This window comes from uncultured Pontibacter sp. (genome assembly GCF_947502515.1).
Taxonomy (GTDB): domain Bacteria; phylum Bacteroidota; class Bacteroidia; order Cytophagales; family Hymenobacteraceae; genus Pontibacter.
Genome location: NZ_CANNAI010000002.1, coordinates 449693 through 467532 on the forward strand (window position 1 = coordinate 449693; position 17840 = coordinate 467532).

Annotated in this window: 15 protein-coding genes; 4 read left to right on the top strand and 11 right to left on the bottom strand. The window is 49.2% G+C overall.

The window, feature by feature from the left end; all coding sequences use genetic code 11:
* Positions 1-120: 120 nt before the first annotated feature.
* The 8 genes from Q1A54_RS06685 to Q1A54_RS06720 form a co-directional block, all read right to left on the bottom strand.
* A complete protein-coding gene (locus Q1A54_RS06685; protein ID WP_299986088.1) occupies positions 121-1305 on the bottom strand; it encodes a c-type cytochrome in 1185 nt (394 codons plus the stop codon).
* Positions 1306-1313: 8 nt separating this feature from the next.
* Positions 1314-1496: a hypothetical protein gene (locus Q1A54_RS06690; protein WP_299986090.1), complete on the bottom strand. Its 183-nt coding sequence runs from the start codon at positions 1494-1496 to the stop codon at positions 1314-1316.
* 102 nt (positions 1497-1598) lie between these two features.
* Complete coding sequence (gene ccoN, locus Q1A54_RS06695) at positions 1599-3785, bottom strand: cytochrome-c oxidase, cbb3-type subunit I (protein WP_299986092.1); 2187 nt, start codon at positions 3783-3785, stop codon at positions 1599-1601.
* 144 nt (positions 3786-3929) lie between these two features.
* A complete protein-coding gene (gene ccoS, locus Q1A54_RS06700; protein ID WP_196114906.1) occupies positions 3930-4115 on the bottom strand; it encodes a cbb3-type cytochrome oxidase assembly protein CcoS in 186 nt (61 codons plus the stop codon).
* 163 nt (positions 4116-4278) lie between these two features.
* A complete protein-coding gene (locus tag Q1A54_RS06705) occupies positions 4279-6687 on the bottom strand; it encodes a heavy metal translocating P-type ATPase metal-binding domain-containing protein (RefSeq protein WP_299986095.1) in 2409 nt (802 codons plus the stop codon).
* A 315-nt stretch (positions 6688-7002) separates the two neighbouring features.
* Entirely contained in the window at positions 7003-7707 is a 705-nt protein-coding gene (locus Q1A54_RS06710; protein ID WP_299986097.1) for a Crp/Fnr family transcriptional regulator, read from the bottom strand.
* 173 nt (positions 7708-7880) lie between these two features.
* On the bottom strand, positions 7881-8411 hold the full coding sequence (locus tag Q1A54_RS06715; RefSeq protein ID WP_299986099.1) for a plastocyanin/azurin family copper-binding protein: 531 nt from the start codon (positions 8409-8411) through the stop codon (positions 7881-7883).
* Positions 8412-8448: 37 nt separating this feature from the next.
* On the bottom strand, positions 8449-10194 hold the full coding sequence (locus tag Q1A54_RS06720; RefSeq protein WP_299986101.1) for a L,D-transpeptidase family protein: 1746 nt from the start codon (positions 10192-10194) through the stop codon (positions 8449-8451).
* Positions 10195-10526: 332 nt separating this feature from the next.
* On the opposite strand from Q1A54_RS06720, the gene Q1A54_RS06725 reads away from it, so the two are divergent.
* Complete coding sequence (locus Q1A54_RS06725) at positions 10527-12425, top strand: M1 family metallopeptidase (RefSeq protein WP_299986103.1); 1899 nt, start codon at positions 10527-10529, stop codon at positions 12423-12425.
* Positions 12426-12570: 145 nt separating this feature from the next.
* Here Q1A54_RS06725 and Q1A54_RS06730 read toward each other — a convergent pair whose 3' ends face one another.
* Positions 12571-13074: a ferritin-like domain-containing protein gene (locus Q1A54_RS06730; protein ID WP_007660101.1), complete on the bottom strand. Its 504-nt coding sequence runs from the start codon at positions 13072-13074 to the stop codon at positions 12571-12573.
* A gap of 350 nt (positions 13075-13424) precedes the next feature.
* On the opposite strand from Q1A54_RS06730, the gene Q1A54_RS06735 reads away from it, so the two are divergent.
* Entirely contained in the window at positions 13425-14324 is a 900-nt protein-coding gene (locus tag Q1A54_RS06735; RefSeq protein ID WP_299986106.1) for a cyanophycinase, read from the top strand.
* Here the strand turns inward: Q1A54_RS06735 and Q1A54_RS06740 are convergent.
* Positions 14321-15250, bottom strand: a complete 930-nt coding sequence (locus Q1A54_RS06740) for an isoaspartyl peptidase/L-asparaginase family protein (protein WP_299986108.1) — start codon at positions 15248-15250, stop codon at positions 14321-14323. The genes Q1A54_RS06735 and Q1A54_RS06740 overlap by 4 nt on opposite strands.
* A 168-nt stretch (positions 15251-15418) precedes the next feature.
* On the opposite strand from Q1A54_RS06740, the gene Q1A54_RS06745 reads away from it, so the two are divergent.
* Positions 15419-15796 carry a DUF3127 domain-containing protein gene (locus tag Q1A54_RS06745; protein ID WP_299986110.1) on the top strand — a complete coding sequence of 126 codons (378 nt, stop codon included), beginning with the start codon at positions 15419-15421 and terminating at the stop codon, positions 15794-15796.
* A gap of 154 nt (positions 15797-15950) precedes the next feature.
* Positions 15951-16571, top strand: coding sequence for an RNA-binding domain-containing protein (locus Q1A54_RS06750; RefSeq protein ID WP_299986112.1), 621 nt, complete (start codon positions 15951-15953; stop codon positions 16569-16571).
* A 676-nt stretch (positions 16572-17247) separates the two neighbouring features.
* On the opposite strand, the gene Q1A54_RS06755 is transcribed toward Q1A54_RS06750, so the two are convergent.
* Positions 17248-17718: a hypothetical protein gene (locus Q1A54_RS06755; RefSeq protein WP_299986114.1), complete on the bottom strand. Its 471-nt coding sequence runs from the start codon at positions 17716-17718 to the stop codon at positions 17248-17250.
* Between the last annotated feature and the right edge of the window lie 122 nt (positions 17719-17840).

Here is a 17840-nt window from a genome sequence, read left to right on the forward strand (position 1 = left end):
AGTCCTGCTAAAAGATGACCAAAGTCATTCTTACAGGTGATTGTCATCAGTAATCCCCTAAAACACAGAAAGGCGGGCATTCTTTCGAATGCCCGCCTTTTATGTAGGGAGGGTATTGGTTTACTCTTTCTCGCCCTGAGCCTCTTTGGCGTTTGGCGGATTGCTGCCCTGCAGTGACAGAATGTAGCTACTCACTTCCAGCATCTGGTCTTTGGTCAGTTTACCCTGCCAAGGCACCATGCCTTTGCTTGGTACACCAAATTTCACCGTCTTGAAGATATCGTTCACATCACCGCCGTGGATCCAGTATTCGTCTGTCAGGTTAGGGCCTACCGTACCTTCACCCGCCTGGCCGTGGCAGGCCGCGCAGTTCTGCAGGTAGATTGCCTTGCCAGACTCTAGCGCACCGGCATCTGTCAGCACTTCGAAGTTTGTAACCGCATTTGGGTCTTCCACGTTCTGAGCGGCAATCAGAGCTGCCTGCTGCATCTCCATTTCATATTCCTCCGCCTGCAGTGCACCTGTGCGGAACACATGGTAGTGCAGCATGTAGCCTACGGCAAACACGATGGTTACATAGAACATGTACTTCCACCATGGCGGCAGGTCGTTATCATACTCCTGAATGCCATCGAAGTCGTGGTTCGAGTGGATCTCGTCTTTAGCCTTACCCGTCATCACCGTTGCATCACCACTCATTAGGGCGTATACCCGACCTGAGAAAGAAGCCTGGAACTCCTCGTCTTTCAGCGAATCTCCCATCATCGGTACGATCAGTCGGAAGAGCATGAACAGTACTACCACAATCAGCAGGATGATCAGACCAACCAAACCGTAGATAAAGTGTACGATCGGAGGCAGATCCATGAAAGCTACATCCTGTACGGCAGCCGGAGCAGCTACTTCAGCTGTTGTTGTAGCTACCGTCTCTTCAGCCTGGGCAGGTGCAGCGGCACTGGCTTCTTTTATGTAGGCGATCACATGGTTGATGTCATCGTCAGAGAGAGAACCTTCGAATGCCGGCATCGGCATTTTCTTGAATTTCTCGTAAACAGCCACTGCATCCGCATCACCTGACTGGATTAACTCCTGCGAGTTGCTGATGAACTTATGCAGCCATTCATCTCCACGACGCTCATGCACATCCTTCAGGGCTGGTCCCACGATGTCGGCATCCATGCTGTGGCAGGCGGCGCAGTTGCCTTCAAATATTTTCTTGCCCTGCACTGCATCCTGCGCAAATGCTGTAGCACCCGTCATCAGGACAAAACCGGCCGCCAAGGCCAGTTGTCTCAGTTTATTCATGGGAGATTTCATTGTCTGTTCCCTCCTATCGTTTGGTCTTGATCTTCGTCAGCGAAGGCAAAGCTGCTCATGCTGCTCACATACTTCTTGTCCATCAGGGCCACATAAATCAGTAGACCCAGGAAGAACAAAAAGAAGATAGTAAATGAAATGAGCGGGTATATTTCAATGCCATCTATGGCTTGTAACACGTTCTTGTACATTGTCTTTGAATTTTAGACTCTTAGACTTTGTGACAAAGGACTTCCGGATTGAACGTCCGTCCTTTGTCACAAAGTCTTTTGTCAGGTTTACTATTCTTCTACTTCTTCAGCTTTCACCTTGATGTCGGTACCCAGACGTTGCAGGTAGGCGATCATGGCGACGATCTCGCTTTCAGGGCGCACTTCCAGGCCTTCTTTGGCCAGATCGGCTGTGATCTCACGTGCTTGCTTCATCAGTTCCTGGTTTGCGTTGGCAATGTACTCGTCCTCGTAAGGCACACCCAGTTGCTTCAGCACTTCCAGTTTCTTCTGGGTAGTGGTCAGGTCCACATCCTGCTCGAACAGCCATGGGTAAGCCGGCATAATAGAGCCCGGAGACATGGACGTTGGGTCGAGCATGTGGTGGTAGTGCCAGCTGTGCGGATACTTACCGCCTACTCTGTGAAGATCAGGACCGGTACGTTTAGAGCCCCACAGGAAGTTGTGATCGTACACAAACTCACCAGCCTTGGAGTACTCACCGTAGCGCTCTGTTTCAGATCTGAACGGACGAACCATTTGTGTATGGCAGTTCACACAACCCTCTTTGATGTACAAGTCACGTCCCTGCAACTCCAGTGAGGTATAAGGCTTCACGCTGGCGATGGTCGGCACGTTTGACTTGATCACGAAGGCAGGTATAAACTCTACCAGACCACCGATCAGGATTGCCACCGTTGCCCAAACAGCCATTTGCATCGGACGCTTCTCAATCCAGCTATGCCAGTGACCAGCGTTGTGGCTTACTTCTTTCACTACCGGAGGAGCGATAGCCGCTTCGTTAGCTTCTAATGCACCAGACTTCGCTGTCTTGTACAGGTTGTATATCATCAGGAATACACCACTCAGGTATAGCACACCACCGATACCACGCAGGTAGTACATCGGAACGATCTGCAATACAGTCTCCAGGAAGTTAGAATACTGGAGCGTTCCTTCAGCTGTGAATTCTTTCCACATCAGGCCTTGGGTGAAACCAGCCCAGTACATAGGTATAGCATAGAACAGGATACCCAACGTACCTAACCAGAAGTGCGCATTGGCCAGCTTCTTAGAGTGTAGTTGTGTTTTGTAAAGGCGTGGGAACAACCAGTAAAGCATCGCAAATGTCAGGAAGCCGTTCCAGCCCAGGGCACCCACGTGCACGTGTGCTACGATCCAGTCCGTAAAGTGCGCGATGGCATTTACGTTCTTCAGCGACAACATCGGGCCTTCAAAAGTAGCCATACCATAAGCGGTGATCGCAACTACCATGAACTTGAGTACCGGCTCTTCACGAACCTTATCCCAGGCGCCACGCAGTGTTAATAGACCGTTGATCATACCGCCCCAGCTTGGAGCGATCAGCATCACAGAGAAGACTACACCCAGTGATTGTGCCCAGTCAGGCAGTGAGGTATACAGCAAGTGGTGCGGACCAGCCCAAATGTAGATGAAGATCAGTGACCAGAAGTGTATAATAGAAAGTCTGTATGAGTATACCGGACGGTTAGCAGCCTTTGGCAGGAAGTAGTACATCAGGCCCAGGAACGGCGTTGTCAGGAAGAACGCAACCGCGTTGTGGCCATACCACCACTGCACCAGCGCATCCTGCACCCCGGCGTAGCCAGAGTAGCTTTTCCAGAATGTTACCGGCAATTCGTAAGAGTTTACAATGTGTAATACCGCTACGGTCAGGAAAGTGGCAATGTAGAACCAGATGGCTACGTACATGTGCTTTTCACGACGCTTGGCAATGGTGCCGAACATGTTCCAGCCGAACACCACCCAAACCAATGTAATAGCGATGTCGATTGGCCACTCCAGCTCAGCATACTCTTTGGAAGTCGTAATGCCCAGCGGAAGCGTGATCAGAGCAGCTACAATAATCAGCTGCCAGCCCCAGAAGTTGAGTTTACTGAGTTTGTCGCTGTACATGCGCGATTTACAAAGGCGCTGCAGCGAGTAATACACTCCCATAAAGATGGCATTACCAACGAAGGCAAAGATCACCGCATTGGTGTGCAGTGGCCTGATACGGCCGAATGTTGTGTACTGGTTACCCATGTTCACATCGGGGTTGGCGAGCTGGAACGCGATCAGCGTACCGATAATCATACCGGCTACGCCCCAGAATACGGTAGCGATACCAAAGTCGCGAACGATCTTGTTGTCGTAGAAAAAGGATTCGATCCCCCCTGAATCTTGACCTACCCGTTTCGGGTTCGGCTCTAAGACAGTTGCTACATTAGTTGACATGTGCGGTGTCCTCCATTGGTTAAGATGTGTTGTGAAATACTGTTTTGTCTCTTGTTAATCATGTGCAAAATTGAGAATTCAGCCCCTCCGAAAAGATGACCAAAGTCATTCTTCCAGGTGATTGTCATCAGTAATCAGGTTGACTTATGACTGCTTCTGGCCTGGTTTTTCGGTTTTAGGCACGCCGTTGAATTCGTTTTCGAATAGCATGCGAACGGCTGGTGTATAGTCGTCGTCGTACTGTCCGGAGCGAACTGCCCACAGGAATGCGGCCAGGAAACCGGCTGCTACAAGCACACTGACAGCGATAAGAACAAATATGATATACATTGTTATTGATTTAGTGAGTTAGTGAATGAGTGATTGAGTGTATGAGTGAATGACTAATGAGTAGTGATTAATGGTTGGAAAAATGACGAGTCGTGAAGGGGGCTGACGCTACATACCCGCCCGAAATTCGCTCATCATTAGTCATCATTAATTATTCATTATATCAAAGTCCCGCTTTTTTGGCGGCGTACTTTACGGAGAGGGTGGCGAAAGTCATCACGCTGAGTGTACTGATCGGCATCAAGATAGCGGATACGATCGGTGTAAAGAGACCCATTACAGCCATGGTCAGTCCGACCACGTTATAAACCAGCGATACAGCGAAGGTCAACAGGATCAGCGTCATGGTCTTCTTGGAGAACTTCAGGAACAGGCTCAGTTTGTCAAATGACTCCGCATCCAGGATAGCATCGCAGGAGGGTGAGAAGTTGGTGACGCTGTTGCTCAGGGCTATACCTGCATCACTCTGCTTCAGGGCACCGGCATCGTTCAGACCGTCCCCTACCATCAGCACCTGACGATGATCCTGCTCTTTCAGCTTCTGGATGTACTCCAGTTTCTGAACCGGCGACTGATTGAAGTTCAGTTCTGCTTCGTTGCCGAGCAGTTCCCGTAGTCGCGCTTCTTCGTGGTCGTTGTCACCGGAGAGCACAGCGATCTTTTTGTCTTTCAGATCGCCCAGCACGCTGCTCAAGCCATTGCGGTACACGTTGAAGAAAGTATAGTAACCCAGCACCACACCATCCACAGACACATAAACTGTTGTTTTGAGCGTGTCTTTTTGCTTGTCTACAGGTACGCCGAGGTATGCAGCAGAACCTACACGCACCAGCATGCCGTTCACTTCGCCCACCAGTCCTTTACCGGTGTATTCCTGGAAACCTGTTACCGGAGCTGTGCTGCCTTGTATAGACTGACTGATGCGTTGACTAAGCGGGTGTGTTGAGTGACGCAGCACTGAAAGTATCGCTTGCTGCTGCGGCTCGGAAAGTGTTTTACCAGTGTAAGTTACTTCTGCCTCACTTGGCTCTGTCAGCGTACCTGTTTTGTCGAACACTACGGTGTCGATTTTGGCTAGTCGCTCTACTACGCCCGTGTTCTTGAGGTAGAACTTGTTGCGGCCGAACACCCGCATAGTATGGCCGTGCACGAATGGCGTGGCTAGCGACAAAGCACAAGGACAGGCGATGATCAGCACAGAAGTGAAGGCCTTCATCGCAATATCCATGTCACGCGGCACCCAGTAAACGAGTGCACCGGCAGCCACCATCAATGTCACGATGATAAAGTACTTGCCCGCTATGTTGGAGTAGGTATGCAGGTACTGCTCCTCGTTCTTAGAGAAGACGGTATCGTTCCAGAGTTGCGTCAGGTAACCTTGTGATACCTCTTTCACCACTTCCAGTTCGATGCTCTCACCTACCTGGCGTCCACCCGCGTAGATCACCTCGCCTACTACCTTTTCAACCGGCTCAGACTCACCGGACACAAAGCTATAGTCGATCATGGCACGGCCATGCAGCAGAATGGCATCGGCAGGTATAAGTTCCTGGTTACGAATGCGGATACGGTCGCCCACCTGAAGGTTTCGTACAGCAGTGGATGATTCCTCTCCGTTCTCTTTGAGCACCGTGATGGATACCGGGAAATAAGAGGTATAGTCGCGGTCGAAGGACAGCGTGTCGTAGGTACGCTGCTGGAAGTACTTACCGATCAGCATGAAGAATACCAGGCCTGTGAAAGAATCCAGGTAACCTGGTCCACGGCCGGTGAGGATGTCAAACAGGGAGACAAAGAAGAGCGCCAACAGACCAGTTGAGATCGGCAGGTCGATGTTGACCATACGCTGCTTTATACCCTCCCAGGCTGACGTGAAGAAACCACGTGCACTGTAGAAGAAAACAGGTATAGAAAGCAGGATGCTCAGGTAGCCAAAGAAAGAGCCGAAGCTGTGCTGCAGCCCCTGCGTAAAGTCCAGGTAATCCGGGAAAGCCAGCAACATCACGTTACCGAAAGCAAAGCCGGCTATACCTAGCTTGTAGATAATGGTGCGGCTTTTTGTGGTCGTTTTCTTGCCGTCTGTATCGGCCAGTGTAATGGCTGGTTCGTAGCCAATGCGGGTCAGCAACTCCACTACTTCACGCAAAGAGGTCTTCTCGTGGAAGTAAGTCAGGGCGACTTCCTTGCGCATGAAGTTCACCGTCGTCTCGGCTATACCTGGGTTCAGCTTAAACAGGTTCTCCAGCAGCCAGATACAGGAGCTGCAGTGCATCTGCGGAATATAGAAGGTCAGCTTACAGATCTTGTCGCTGCGGAAGTTGATCAGTTGCGCCTCCACACCCGGATCATCCAGATAGGCAAAACGGGCATCCGAAACCAGCTTTTTGCCAGTAAGGCCCGGGCTTTCCTCCAGGTTATAGTAGGTGCAGAGATTGTTTTCTTCTAGAAGTTCATAAACGGCTTTACACCCATCGCAGCAGAAGGCTTTCTCGTGTGCTACTATGGGCTCGTCACCACAGGAATCCCCGCAGTGATAGCAGTTCTGAATATTGGTTTGGAGTGCGGCTTCCATCACAATTATCCTTTATTAATGTCTGGTACAAAGGTAATTGGGAGGCAAAGCCTAAAAGATGATGCATGTCACTTTCTGAACTGATAATGCTCAGTGCATACTCTGGCAGGATGCCCGACATTTGTAACATCAATCATGGTAATCAAGGCAGGCAGCAAAGTGCTCGAAACCTTTCAAGATAATGTTTTGTGATTAAAGTTTAGTGTTTAGTATAAGGTGATTTTAGCTTAGAGGAGAGACTGAGCTACAATAACGGCAGGCGTGATACGTCTGCCGTTTTTTATTGCCTATACCTGATGCTTTGCGCCAGCCGGCCTAGTCGTACATGTGGCTGATCTTGTAGAGCTTGTCGTGATCCAGAATGGTGATGGAGCTGCCTTTAGCGGAGATGAGTCCTTCGTCTTTGAACTCAGAAAGCAAGCGGATGGTCGTTTCCTTGGCAGTGCCTACAATAGAGGCCAGGTCTTCACGGGAGATGGAGATGGTAAACTGATCACCTTCTTCGCGTTCCTGGTAGGTTTTCTGTAACAGCAGCAGGGCTTCTGCCAGACGCTCGCGCACCGGCTTGTAGGCCATCTGCACCATGCGTTCTTCTGCCTCACCCAGGGCATTGGAGATCAGTTTCATCAATCCACCCGCAAATTCTACATTCTGGCTGATCAGCTCCAGGAATTGCGAGCGGGGTATAAAGCAGATCACGGCATCTTCGAGCGCAACTGCCGAGGCAGAATAGTTCGTATCGGCCATCAGGGCACGGTAGCCGATCAGGTCACCCGGTTTAGCGAGTCGCACTATCTGCTCTTTGCCGTCACTCCCCAACTTGGCGATTTTGATCTTACCGGAGTTAATACAATAAAGTCCCGATGGTTTACCTCCCTCATGAAAGATCAGCTGCCCTTTCTTGTAAGCGAAACATGATTTCGTTTCAGAAAGGTTCGACAGTTCGGATGCTCTGCAGCAGCTCAGTAGGGAGTTTGCTCGGCTCGAACAGTTCAGACAGTCAGGGTTGGTGAATTTCATAAGCAATCAGGATGCTGCAAAAGTATGCATTCGCCTGTTATATCGTATGCCTTCTAACATGGTTTTTTTGCATTTCGTTCTAAGGCTGTACCTGTAAGTGTTTAAAGCTCAAAAAGAAAGCCCCTGCTTGAGAGCAGCGGCTTTCTGAAATTTTAAATTACTTGAATTTATTACTACTTGATAATCAGCTTTCCTTTCATCAGAGGCGTTTCGCTGGGATATGTGTTTACGAACTCATACACCCCGGTTTTGTCAGGGGCCGTAAACTCCATTGTTACGGTCTGGCCGGGTAATGCCAGTGGTGAAGCGGCCAGCATCAGGGTACTGTCGGGCAGGTAATTGCCGGAAGCACCCGCCTCGCTCCCTTTTCGGGCAACCTGTGTTGAATAGCCCTCTTTCGTAAAGACGATGTTGTAGATCATCTTAGGGTCTTTTCCCTCGTTTGTAAATGCCAGCCTGACATGCGAGCCGGCTTTCACCTCAATTGTGTCCTGGTCGAAGGTCATACTTTCCAGTTCCTCGCCCCCTATAGCCCGGATACTTACTTCCTCAACATCCTGCAGTGTGGTGTCCTGCTCCTCTTCCTGTTGCATCAGCGGCTCATCCGTTATTTTTTCAGGCCTGTCACCTGGCTCCTGCTGGTTGCCGCATGCGGAAGCAAACAGTAAAACAGAGAACAAGCCAATTATCCATATCTGTTTCATAACTCGATTGTTAAGATTGAGTGCTTATACCTGGAGTTTAGCTGAACAGCTCCTGCTCCAGTCTCTTGTCGTGTCCGTATATATCGTCACGGAAGTGAACATTTCCATCTTCATCGACCCAACTGGTGAAGTATACCAGGTATACCTGTACCTTTTTAGGTAAAGTGATCCAGGTCTCTTCTCCCCCATTGATCGTCTCCTCAATGCGGCTTTCTGTCCACTCCGGCATGTCTTTCAACACATATTTGGCCAGGTCCATGGGGCGCTGCAAACGTACGCAGCCGTGGCTAAATCCTCGCTGAGTCTGGCTGAATAATGAGCCGGAAGGTGTATCGTGCAGGTAGATGGCATGCTCGTTCGGAAATAGGAACTTCATGGTACCCAGGGCATTCTTCGGCCCCGGACGCTGTCGCACCATATAAGGGAAGGTCTTCTCGGTTACAGATGACCAGTCGATAGACGATGGGGAGATCTGTTTCGGATTACGCTCTTTGGTTACAACTTCCATGTTCTGGCCTTCCAGGTATCCTGGGTTGCGGGCCATAGCCGGTGCGATCTCTTTTTCAACAATACTGTTGGGAATGTTCCAGTAAGGTGCAAGCACCACATATTCCATTTTATCGCTGAATATAGGCGTGGAATTCAGCTCCTTGCCTACGATCACGTTCATTTCCATTGTTTTTTTGTAAGAGCGTTCAGCCTCCGGACTATTACTCGGATCTTCATAAACATACATCTTGTATTCTGGGATATTGACCCAAATGTATTTCTGATCCAGACTCTTAGGCACCAGTCGCTTTGGTATCCAGCGCCAGCGCTCCATGTTCATCATGATCTGCTGAATGCGATCCTCCACCGGCACATTCATCATGCGCAGCGTGTTGCCACCTACTTTACCATCAGGGACGATACCATGCAGTTCCTGAAACGATTTCACCTGCGCCTCCAGTTTATCATCGAATTTGCGCATAGCCGGATCGTTGGCATTGATCTGTGCACTGGGGTCAAGTCGCTTGCGGAGCGAAATAACAGCAGCGGCTGTGTCTCCCTTCTCCAGTATTTTGCGATTGCCCAATTCCACTTTTGCCCAGCCGCCTTTTTCTTCCAGTTCGCGGTAGCGCTGCAGGGCGTCCCGGAGGTCGGTATAGCCCTTGTGCAAGGCTTCAAACTCGTAATAGGGGTAGGTACTTTCTCGCTCCTTCAGGATAGTCTGAAGTGCCTTATGCAGTTTAATTTTGTTGTTGCGCACGCCCCACTGCACCTGTTTTATGTTGCTCGGGTTGATACGCCCACGGTAAAAGTCAGAGGCATAGTTGAAGTAAGTACCTGTCAGGGCAATGTCGATCTGTTGTTGCAGTTCCAGCCGGGCGGAGTCCTTACGGCCCATGTCGTTGTAGCGGCTGATCATTTCGTCTATGGCGACCACCTTGTACTCTTTGGGATCAAGACCTTCCTTAGAGGCATTGTTTATCGTGGTCAACAGCTTTTCTGACTCAGGTACAAGATCAGATCCCTTGAACCAGGCCAGCCGGTATGCACGGTCACCGTAGAACTGGTAGATCAGGTCTTCGTGCTCTTTGAATTGCTTTTGCTGTGAAATATAGTCCTGAATGTATAGGCTGTCAGTTTCAGTAGCTGCCAGGGTATTGAGGCCCAGCATTTCTTTTACGCCCCCTGTTCCCTCTTCTTTGCTTTCGCCGCTCTGGTTACAGGAAGCTAAGCTGAACAGGCAAAGGAGGACAAGACCTATTGGTTTTATTTTTCTTAGGATGAAAGGGTTCATGTGTGTTGGTTTAATGGCCTACTGTGTCAGGTTTATAATCCGGTAGAACTATATCGCCCTTTAAATTGTGCTATTTTACAGTAGTGGTTGCCTTTTTATCTTGATTTTGCCTTATGTACTTCAAACTGGCATAAAATGTTCTGTACAAGGCTGCATAGCGTGTTGAAAGCAGTCAGCCTGTTTCAGCTGCACAAAGCAGATCAACTTAACTGTCAATACCGAGCCTCTATAACATATTACGTACTGCAAGCGCCTGTCGATACGTTTAGACGCTGATACTTTACAGTTCCTGACAAATAATGTATCTTACCACACCATAACTAATGTATACAATGACTCCATACCGTAAATTCTTACTTGGCCTGGGCTTGGCCGGAAGTCTGCAACTAGGCGCCTGCTCCACCCAGACCACTACGACTGATGAAACTATGACAGCAGAACAGCAAGGAATGGCCCAGGCGCCAAGCGATGTGCACAGCTTTGCCAAACCGGCAGAGGCCGTGGCTCGCCACCTGGACCTCGACATCGCCGTGAATTTTGATCAGAAAGTGATCTCCGGTAAAGCCTCATACCAGATAGAGAATAAGGCAAAAGGCAACGAGATTGTTTTCGATACCCGTGGTCTTGAAATTGAGCAGGTATACCTGGGCAAGGAACTGACTCCTACCACCTTTAAGCTGGGCGATGAAAAGGAATTCCTGGGTCGTCCGTTGATCATTGCGATACAGCCTGAGACAGACTATGTCACCATCCAGTATCGCACCACTGCCAATGCCGATGCGCTGCAGTGGCTTAATCCGCAGCAGACAGCCGGCAAGAAACACCCGTTCCTGTTCACGCAGTCACAGGCGATCCTGGCCCGCACCTGGATTCCGATACAGGATAGCCCAGGTATACGCATCACCTACAGCGCTAAAGTACAGGTACCAAAAGAGCTGATGGCCGTAATGAGTGCCGAAAACCCGCAGCAGAAAAACAATACCGGTAGCTATACCTTTGAAATGCTCCAGGCTATCCCCTCGTACCTAATGGCTCTATCCGTGGGCGACATGGTGTTCAAGCCGATCGGGCAGCAGACTGGTATTTATGCCGAGCCTGCAACTATTGATGCGGCCGTGTACGAGTTTGCGGAAATGGACAAGATGCTGGTAGCGGCTGAAAAGCTGTATGGCAAGTATCGCTGGGATCGCTATGATCTGCTGGTGCTGCCTCCTTCCTTCCCTTTCGGCGGAATGGAAAACCCGCGCCTGACCTTTGTGACGCCTACCGTACTCGCCAAAGACCGCTCCCTGACCAGTCTGATCGCGCACGAACTGGCGCACAGCTGGAGCGGTAACCTAGTGACCAACGGCACCTGGGATGATTTCTGGCTGAATGAAGGCTTTACGGTTTACTTTGAGCGCCGCATCATGGAGGAGATCTATGGGAAAGACTACGCTGACATGCTCAACGTGCTCGGCTATCAGGATTTGCAGCATACCTTGGAAGACCTGGGGCCGAACAGCGATGATACCCGCCTGAAGCTGGACCTGGAGGGACGTGACCCAGACGAAGGACTGACAGATATTGCTTACGAAAAAGGTAATTTCTTTCTGCAGAACATTGAGCGGGTGGTTGGCCGTGAACGCTTTGACCAGTTCCTGAACAAGTACTTCCAGACTTTTGCGTTCCAGAGCACCAACACAGACCTTTTCCTGGATTTCCTGCGCAAGGAGCTGATTCAGGGTGACGAGAAAATTGCTGAGCAGATCAACATCGAAGGCTGGGTTTATACGCCAGGGCTACCGGAAGATCATGCCAAACCAACCTCGAAGCGTTTCGCCCAGGTAGAAGAGTCATTCAAAGCCTGGCAAAGCGGCAAGCCAGCAAATCAGCTGCAAACCAAAGACTGGTCCAGCCACGAATGGCTGCACTTTATTCGCATGCTGCCTGAGCAGATGAACCAGCAGCAGTTAGCGGAGCTCGACAAGGCCTTTGGATTTACGAACTCCGGCAACTCTGAAGTACTGGCCGCTTGGTTTATACATATCATCCGCAATAATTATACTGCAGCTGATCAGGCCCTCGATAACTTCTTGACCAATGTAGGCCGTCGCAAATTCCTGGTGCCGATCTACAAAGCCCTGGCGGCTACACCTGCCGGTAAGAAGAAAGCACAGGAAATCTATGTGCGTGCCAAGCCGAATTACCATGCCGTATCTACCAACACACTGGATGCCATGCTGAAATAGGTATAACAACCTTAAACAAAAAAGCCCTGCAGCAATGCGGGGCTTTTTTGTTGGCACAGGTATAAATGAAAAAAATCTGTCTCCTTCTGGCCAGCTTGGTTAGCATGGGGAAAGGACAGATTTTTTTCCTTATTTCGTTAGAGCCTTACTTTGCTCCTTTGTGTTCGGCTTTTACATTGATCTTGCTTTCAGCCAGATCAGTCAGCTTGAGGTCTGTGGCTTTTTCTTCTTCCAACGTTGTGTGCAGCAGGTTCAGTATCTCTTTGTGACCTAGCTGCTTGGCATAGGTACAAAGGGTGCCGTAACCGGCAATTTCGTAGTGCTCCACACGCTGGGCCGAAGCGATCAGGGCGGCGTCCATCACATCAGAGTCAGCGTTTTCGGACATCATGTCCTGCGCTTCCTTGATGATTCCTTCCATCGCCTTGCATTTTTCGCCAGAGGCCTTCATGCCCAAAATATCGAAGACTTGTTCCAGTCGCTCTATTTGTTTCTCTGTTTCGCTTAAGTGCATTTCAAAAGCCTTCTTGAGCTGAGAGGACGATGCCTCTTTCATCATTTTCGGAAGTGCTTTTGTGATCTGCTTTTCAGCGTTGTAGATGTCCTTGAGCTCGTGGACAAATAAGTCGTTCAGGTTGTTTAGTTTCATAGCTTGGAAAGGTTTAGCGTCGTAAATAAATATAAGCCTGGGCTTGTGTGATTACTATACGGCAGGTTATTACAGAGGTTTAGAAAATATAACTTTTATTAGATAAAATATATATAGCAAGATCGCATATCAAGAAGATATATAACAAATATGATATTCGTATTGTTTTGCCTATGCTTATTTTTTTGAGTGCAATTCAACTAAATGAAGAAATATGCCCTTAAATCAGAATAAAGGCTTTATGTCCGTAACGATTTTCAAAAATATAGGTAATCTTAGGGGAGGGTTATGATGGCTGCTGCAATCATACCTTCACTGTAACAATACAATTAGCATAAAAAGAAGCACCCGTGGATAGACCAAAAGGAAAGCTGATAGCCATTGGCGGAAACGAAGACAAAGGCTCATACCCCAATCCAAAACACAAAAAGAAATATTACCTCGATTTCTTTGAGCTGGGAATATTAAAGCGTTTCCTTAGTGAGATACCTGCCCGCAAACCTGCCATTGAAGTGATTACAACGGCATCGCTCATACCTGAAGAAGTAGGTGAACGCTATGAGAGTGCATTTGCCATTTTAGGCTGTGAGAATGTGAACATGATGCACATCCGGGAAGAGGAAGACGCCCTGAAACCTGAATACCTGGAGCGGATCCGAAAAGCGGACGGTGTGATGTTCAGCGGTGGTGATCAGTCCCGGCTTACCCGCATTTTCGGCGAAACAGAATTTCTGCAGATCATCAAGGACAGGTATTGGCACGAGGACTTCGTTGTTGCCGGCACCAGTGCGGGCGCCATGGCCATGTCAGAGATCATGATCAAGGGCGGCAGCTCAACCGAAGCATTGCTACGAGGGTCCGTTAAGATGGGACATGGTTTTGGGCTGATCAACGGCGTGATCATCGACTCACACTTTGTAATACGTGGACGCTTCGGTCGCCTGATGGAAGCCGTCGTGACGCACCCCAAAACAGTAGGTATAGGCCTTGGGGAAGATACAGGCGTCCTGATCACAGACGGCCACATGATCGAAACCATTGGCTCCAACCTGGTGGTGGTGGTAGATGGGCACGGCGTAGAATATACCAACATCAATGATATAGAGAACGGTCGCCCAGTAGCCATTGCCGGCATGATGATGCACGTACTAGCTAAGGGCAATGTGTTCAATATAAACTCACGTGCCTTTTACAAGGACATGGAAGATGTTGAGAAAAATGAGTTGGCATCCGAGTCTAGCAGCAACTAGTTTTTATAAATAGAAACCCTGCCCTCCTGATCTCCGCTGGTTCTGTAGCCCCTGTACATCCCTTCAGAATTAAAAGGCAGAGCAATATTGCCTTTACCGTCTACTGCAATCAGGCCACCCTCGCCCCCAAACCGGACAAGTTTGTCCATCACTACTTCATCGCAGGCTTCCTGTAAGGTATAACCTTTATATTCCATCAGGCAGGAAACGTCGTAGGCGACCACTGCCCGAATGAAATACTCTCCATGCCCTGTGCAGGAGATCGCACAGGTGTCGTTATTCGCATAGGTTCCGGAGCCGATCACTGGGCTGTCTCCAATGCGGTTGTAGTTCTTGTTAGTCATACCGCCTGTGGAGGTAGCCGCAGCCAGGTCGCCGTTGGCATCACGGGCTACAGCACCCACAGTCCCGAATTTGCGGTCCTCGGTGTGGTCGAGCATAAAGATGTCGGTATCCCGCACATCGCGCCACTGCTTATAGCGATGCTTGTCATAAAAGTACTCTTCCGGCTCAAAAGCAATGTCATACTTTCGGGCGAACTCTTCTGCCCCATAGCCACACAGAAACACATGGTCCGAGTGCTCCAGTATGGCCCTCGTAAGCCGCACCGGGTTTCGGATGCTGCGTACGCCTGCCACAGCGCCTGCCTCCATGGTCTTGCCGCACATGATGGCCGCATCCATTTCATGTTTGCCTTCTTTGGTAAATACAGAGCCTTTACCGGCATTAAACAGTGGAGAGTCTTCGAGCAGCGCAACAGCCAGTTCTACTGCGTCCAGGGCACTTCCCCCTTTTTCAAGTACCAGATAACCTTTGCTCAGGGCATGGGACAGGGCGCTTTTGTAGGCTTTCTCTAAATCGGGTGTCATGGAGGCTGGCGTAATGGTGCCGGCACCTCCGTGAATGGCAATTGCTAGGTTCTGCATAGGTATTTGGTGCGTTACAGTGGTTCCTACGCCGGCAAGCGCTTCGCTGTTTTGTGCGAGCACTATTAAGTCGATATTTTAAGAAAGCTGCCTTTTTTTAGTCCCGCCGAAACCAAAGATTTTGTATATTTGTCATTAGATCAATCTATTCATTCTAAAGTTTATTTTATGTCGTTTGATATTCAAGGAAAGCTGTACGAAGTGTTTGAAGAACAGCAGGTAAGTGAAAAATTCAGAAAGCGTGAGTTCGTGTTGGAGATTCCGGATGGTTCATTCACGCAGTACTGCAAGTTCCAGCTGACACAAGACAAGTGTAACCTGATCGACAACTACAAGCAGGGCGACGAAGTGAAAGTTACCTTTAACCTGACAGGCAAGCCATTCACTAAAAACGGCCAGACCATGTACTTCACCAACCTGCAGGCGTGGCGTGTAGAGGGTGCTGCCGCAAACGGTGGTTTTGGTGCCCCAACTGGTGCTCCGGCCCAGGAGTCAGCTGCTCCTTCTTTCTACAGTAGCGATGCAGACAACGATCTGCCATTCTAATAAATATTGCGTATAAAAAGAGCGAGCCCCGACAGGCTCGCTTTTTTTATGCTTTCTTGATACTGCATGCAGCTTGCATATTTAATACAAGGCAGCTAACAGCGCTTTTCATTTTATCATCAGTTATAGCCGCTATACCTACAGCAATCTGACTATGGACGATTTACAGCGCCTGATCTGGCAGGGCGAAAATGATCAGGTAGACTTCAAGCAACGGGTAACCCAGCCCGACAAAATAGCCCGCACCCTGGTTTCCTTTGCCAATACACGCGGTGGCACCATTCTGATCGGTGTGAAAGACAACGGCTATATCGTGGGCATCGACCCGGATGAAGAAAAACACACCCTGGAACTGGCCGCTGCATTCTACTGCGACCCTCCGCTGCATTTGACTTATGAAGAAGTAGAGATGGAGGGGCAAACGATTTTGAAAGTAACGGTCCCGGAAAGTGCTCAGAAGCCGCATTTTGCTAAAGTGAAAGAGGATGACTGGCGCGGCTATGTGCGTGTGAATGATACGAGTGTGCAGACCAGTAAAATGGTGGAAAAGTCTATGCAAACCGAGGAGCCTGCTTTTGAGCGCATCCCGCTCGACCGTCATGAGCGTGCCGTGCTTGATTATCTGGCGCTTAACCGGCGGGTTACCCTTCGGCAGTATATGAAGATTGCGAATCTTTCTGAACGGAGGGCTTATAGGATGTTAGTGAAGCTGGTGATTCATGGGTATTTGCGGCTGCATGATAAGGAAAAGGAAGAGTATTATACTTTAAGTTAAGTTATAGCTACGTGCATGGCGCGAGCGTCCACGCTCGTGTCTACTATGGTGGGGCCTCTGGCCCAGCTATAGGTATAGGTATAGGTATAGCTACTGTTTTATGTATATCAACCTGATTTGTTCCATAGCTTCGCCTGTGCGGCGGGCACGGTATGCCCTGGCCGGGTGGGCCTTACTTTTTTCCTTGATGAAAAAAATAGAGGGCCCCTACCCCCAGTAAGCAAAAAAATCAAGACGCTCCAAACTCGCTGAACGCTCAAACAGTGGAGCGCCGAAAAGCGCACCTGGCACTACTAATTGTTTCATTGTGAGCATGCGAGTTAGTTTTTCAATACGTGTCAGCGGTATGAGGGAATATAAGAAGCTATAGCTCTCGTACTTTAAATCTTGCAATGGCTTAAATTCCCCTCAGGGGGCAGGGGTGTATTAATCATTTAGCAGCAACGACTATACCTATCAAGTGGCAGTAGCAGAAGCCCCCCTCCTTAAATAAGGAGGGGCAAGGGTGGTTGGACCCAGTAATTGTTGCAGGCACTACAGCGCTTATACCTTAAAACTTGTAGCTACCCAAAAGCCACTCTTCGAAGGGCCAGAGAGATGACAATCGTGCACGAAAATCTTGAAAATCTTTAAATCCTGATTCAGACAAATTACAACCCAATTAACCCCACTCCCATCATTTCCGGCTCAATTCCAGCTTGATTTCATTTCCTTTTTCATAGTACTCGGTGTGAGTAAGTTGGCCGGCGCGGTTGTAGACTTGCCAGGTGCCGAACCAGTAGTAGTGGATCACGCGCTCTGTTTCTACTACTCGTGTCATGCCCTGCTTTTCCAGTTCGCCGTTGTCGTGGAATAGCTTGACCAGAAACTCCCTGGAGTTAGGTTTGTGGTACTCGATCTTACGGATGCTGCCATCCGGGTAATAGTAACGCCACTTGCCCCGCTCCTGCCCGTGCTTGAAACGGCCATTGCGCAACAGGGTGGTGTTATCTGACAGGTATAGCTTCCAGCGTCCGTGGTGACGGCCCTCTTTGTCGAAACGGTTGATCTTGAAGGGCCAGATACCCTTCTTGGGCTTGGACTGCGCCTGCAGCGTAATCGGCATGGCGAGCAGCAGGATAAAAAAGAAGGTATAGCAGGTTTTCATACGACAGGCTTAATTGGTAAAGTTCGCATGGCACTGGCCTCAACAGATGATGTGTGCTTGAGCAAATATAAAAATAATTTTTCTTTTAACTAAATATTTAGTTTTACTAGAGAAACATGTAA

Excerpts from the sequence above, each read along its gene's own strand:
- Q1A54_RS06725 (WP_299986103.1), top strand. The coding sequence starts at position 10,527 with ATGACTCCATACCGTAAATTCTTACTTGGCCTGGGCTTGGCCGGAAGT.
- Q1A54_RS06755 (WP_299986114.1), bottom strand. The coding sequence starts at position 17,718 with ATGAAAACCTGCTATACCTTCTTTTTTATCCTGCTGCTCGCCATGCCG.
- Q1A54_RS06685 (WP_299986088.1), bottom strand. The coding sequence starts at position 1,305 with ATGAATAAACTGAGACAACTGGCCTTGGCGGCCGGTTTTGTCCTGATG.
- ccoS (WP_196114906.1), bottom strand. The coding sequence starts at position 4,115 with ATGTATATCATATTTGTTCTTATCGCTGTCAGTGTGCTTGTAGCAGCC.
- Q1A54_RS06720 (WP_299986101.1), bottom strand. The coding sequence starts at position 10,194 with ATGAACCCTTTCATCCTAAGAAAAATAAAACCAATAGGTCTTGTCCTC.
- Q1A54_RS06715 (WP_299986099.1), bottom strand. The coding sequence starts at position 8,411 with ATGAAACAGATATGGATAATTGGCTTGTTCTCTGTTTTACTGTTTGCT.
- Q1A54_RS06740 (WP_299986108.1), bottom strand. The coding sequence starts at position 15,250 with ATGCAGAACCTAGCAATTGCCATTCACGGAGGTGCCGGCACCATTACG.
- Q1A54_RS06710 (WP_299986097.1), bottom strand. The coding sequence starts at position 7,707 with ATGAAATTCACCAACCCTGACTGTCTGAACTGTTCGAGCCGAGCAAAC.
- Q1A54_RS06705 (WP_299986095.1), bottom strand. The coding sequence starts at position 6,687 with ATGGAAGCCGCACTCCAAACCAATATTCAGAACTGCTATCACTGCGGG.
- Q1A54_RS06730 (WP_007660101.1), bottom strand. The coding sequence starts at position 13,074 with ATGAAACTAAACAACCTGAACGACTTATTTGTCCACGAGCTCAAGGAC.
- Q1A54_RS06750 (WP_299986112.1), top strand. The coding sequence starts at position 15,951 with ATGGACGATTTACAGCGCCTGATCTGGCAGGGCGAAAATGATCAGGTA.
- Q1A54_RS06745 (WP_299986110.1), top strand. The coding sequence starts at position 15,419 with ATGTCGTTTGATATTCAAGGAAAGCTGTACGAAGTGTTTGAAGAACAG.
- ccoN (WP_299986092.1), bottom strand. The coding sequence starts at position 3,785 with ATGTCAACTAATGTAGCAACTGTCTTAGAGCCGAACCCGAAACGGGTA.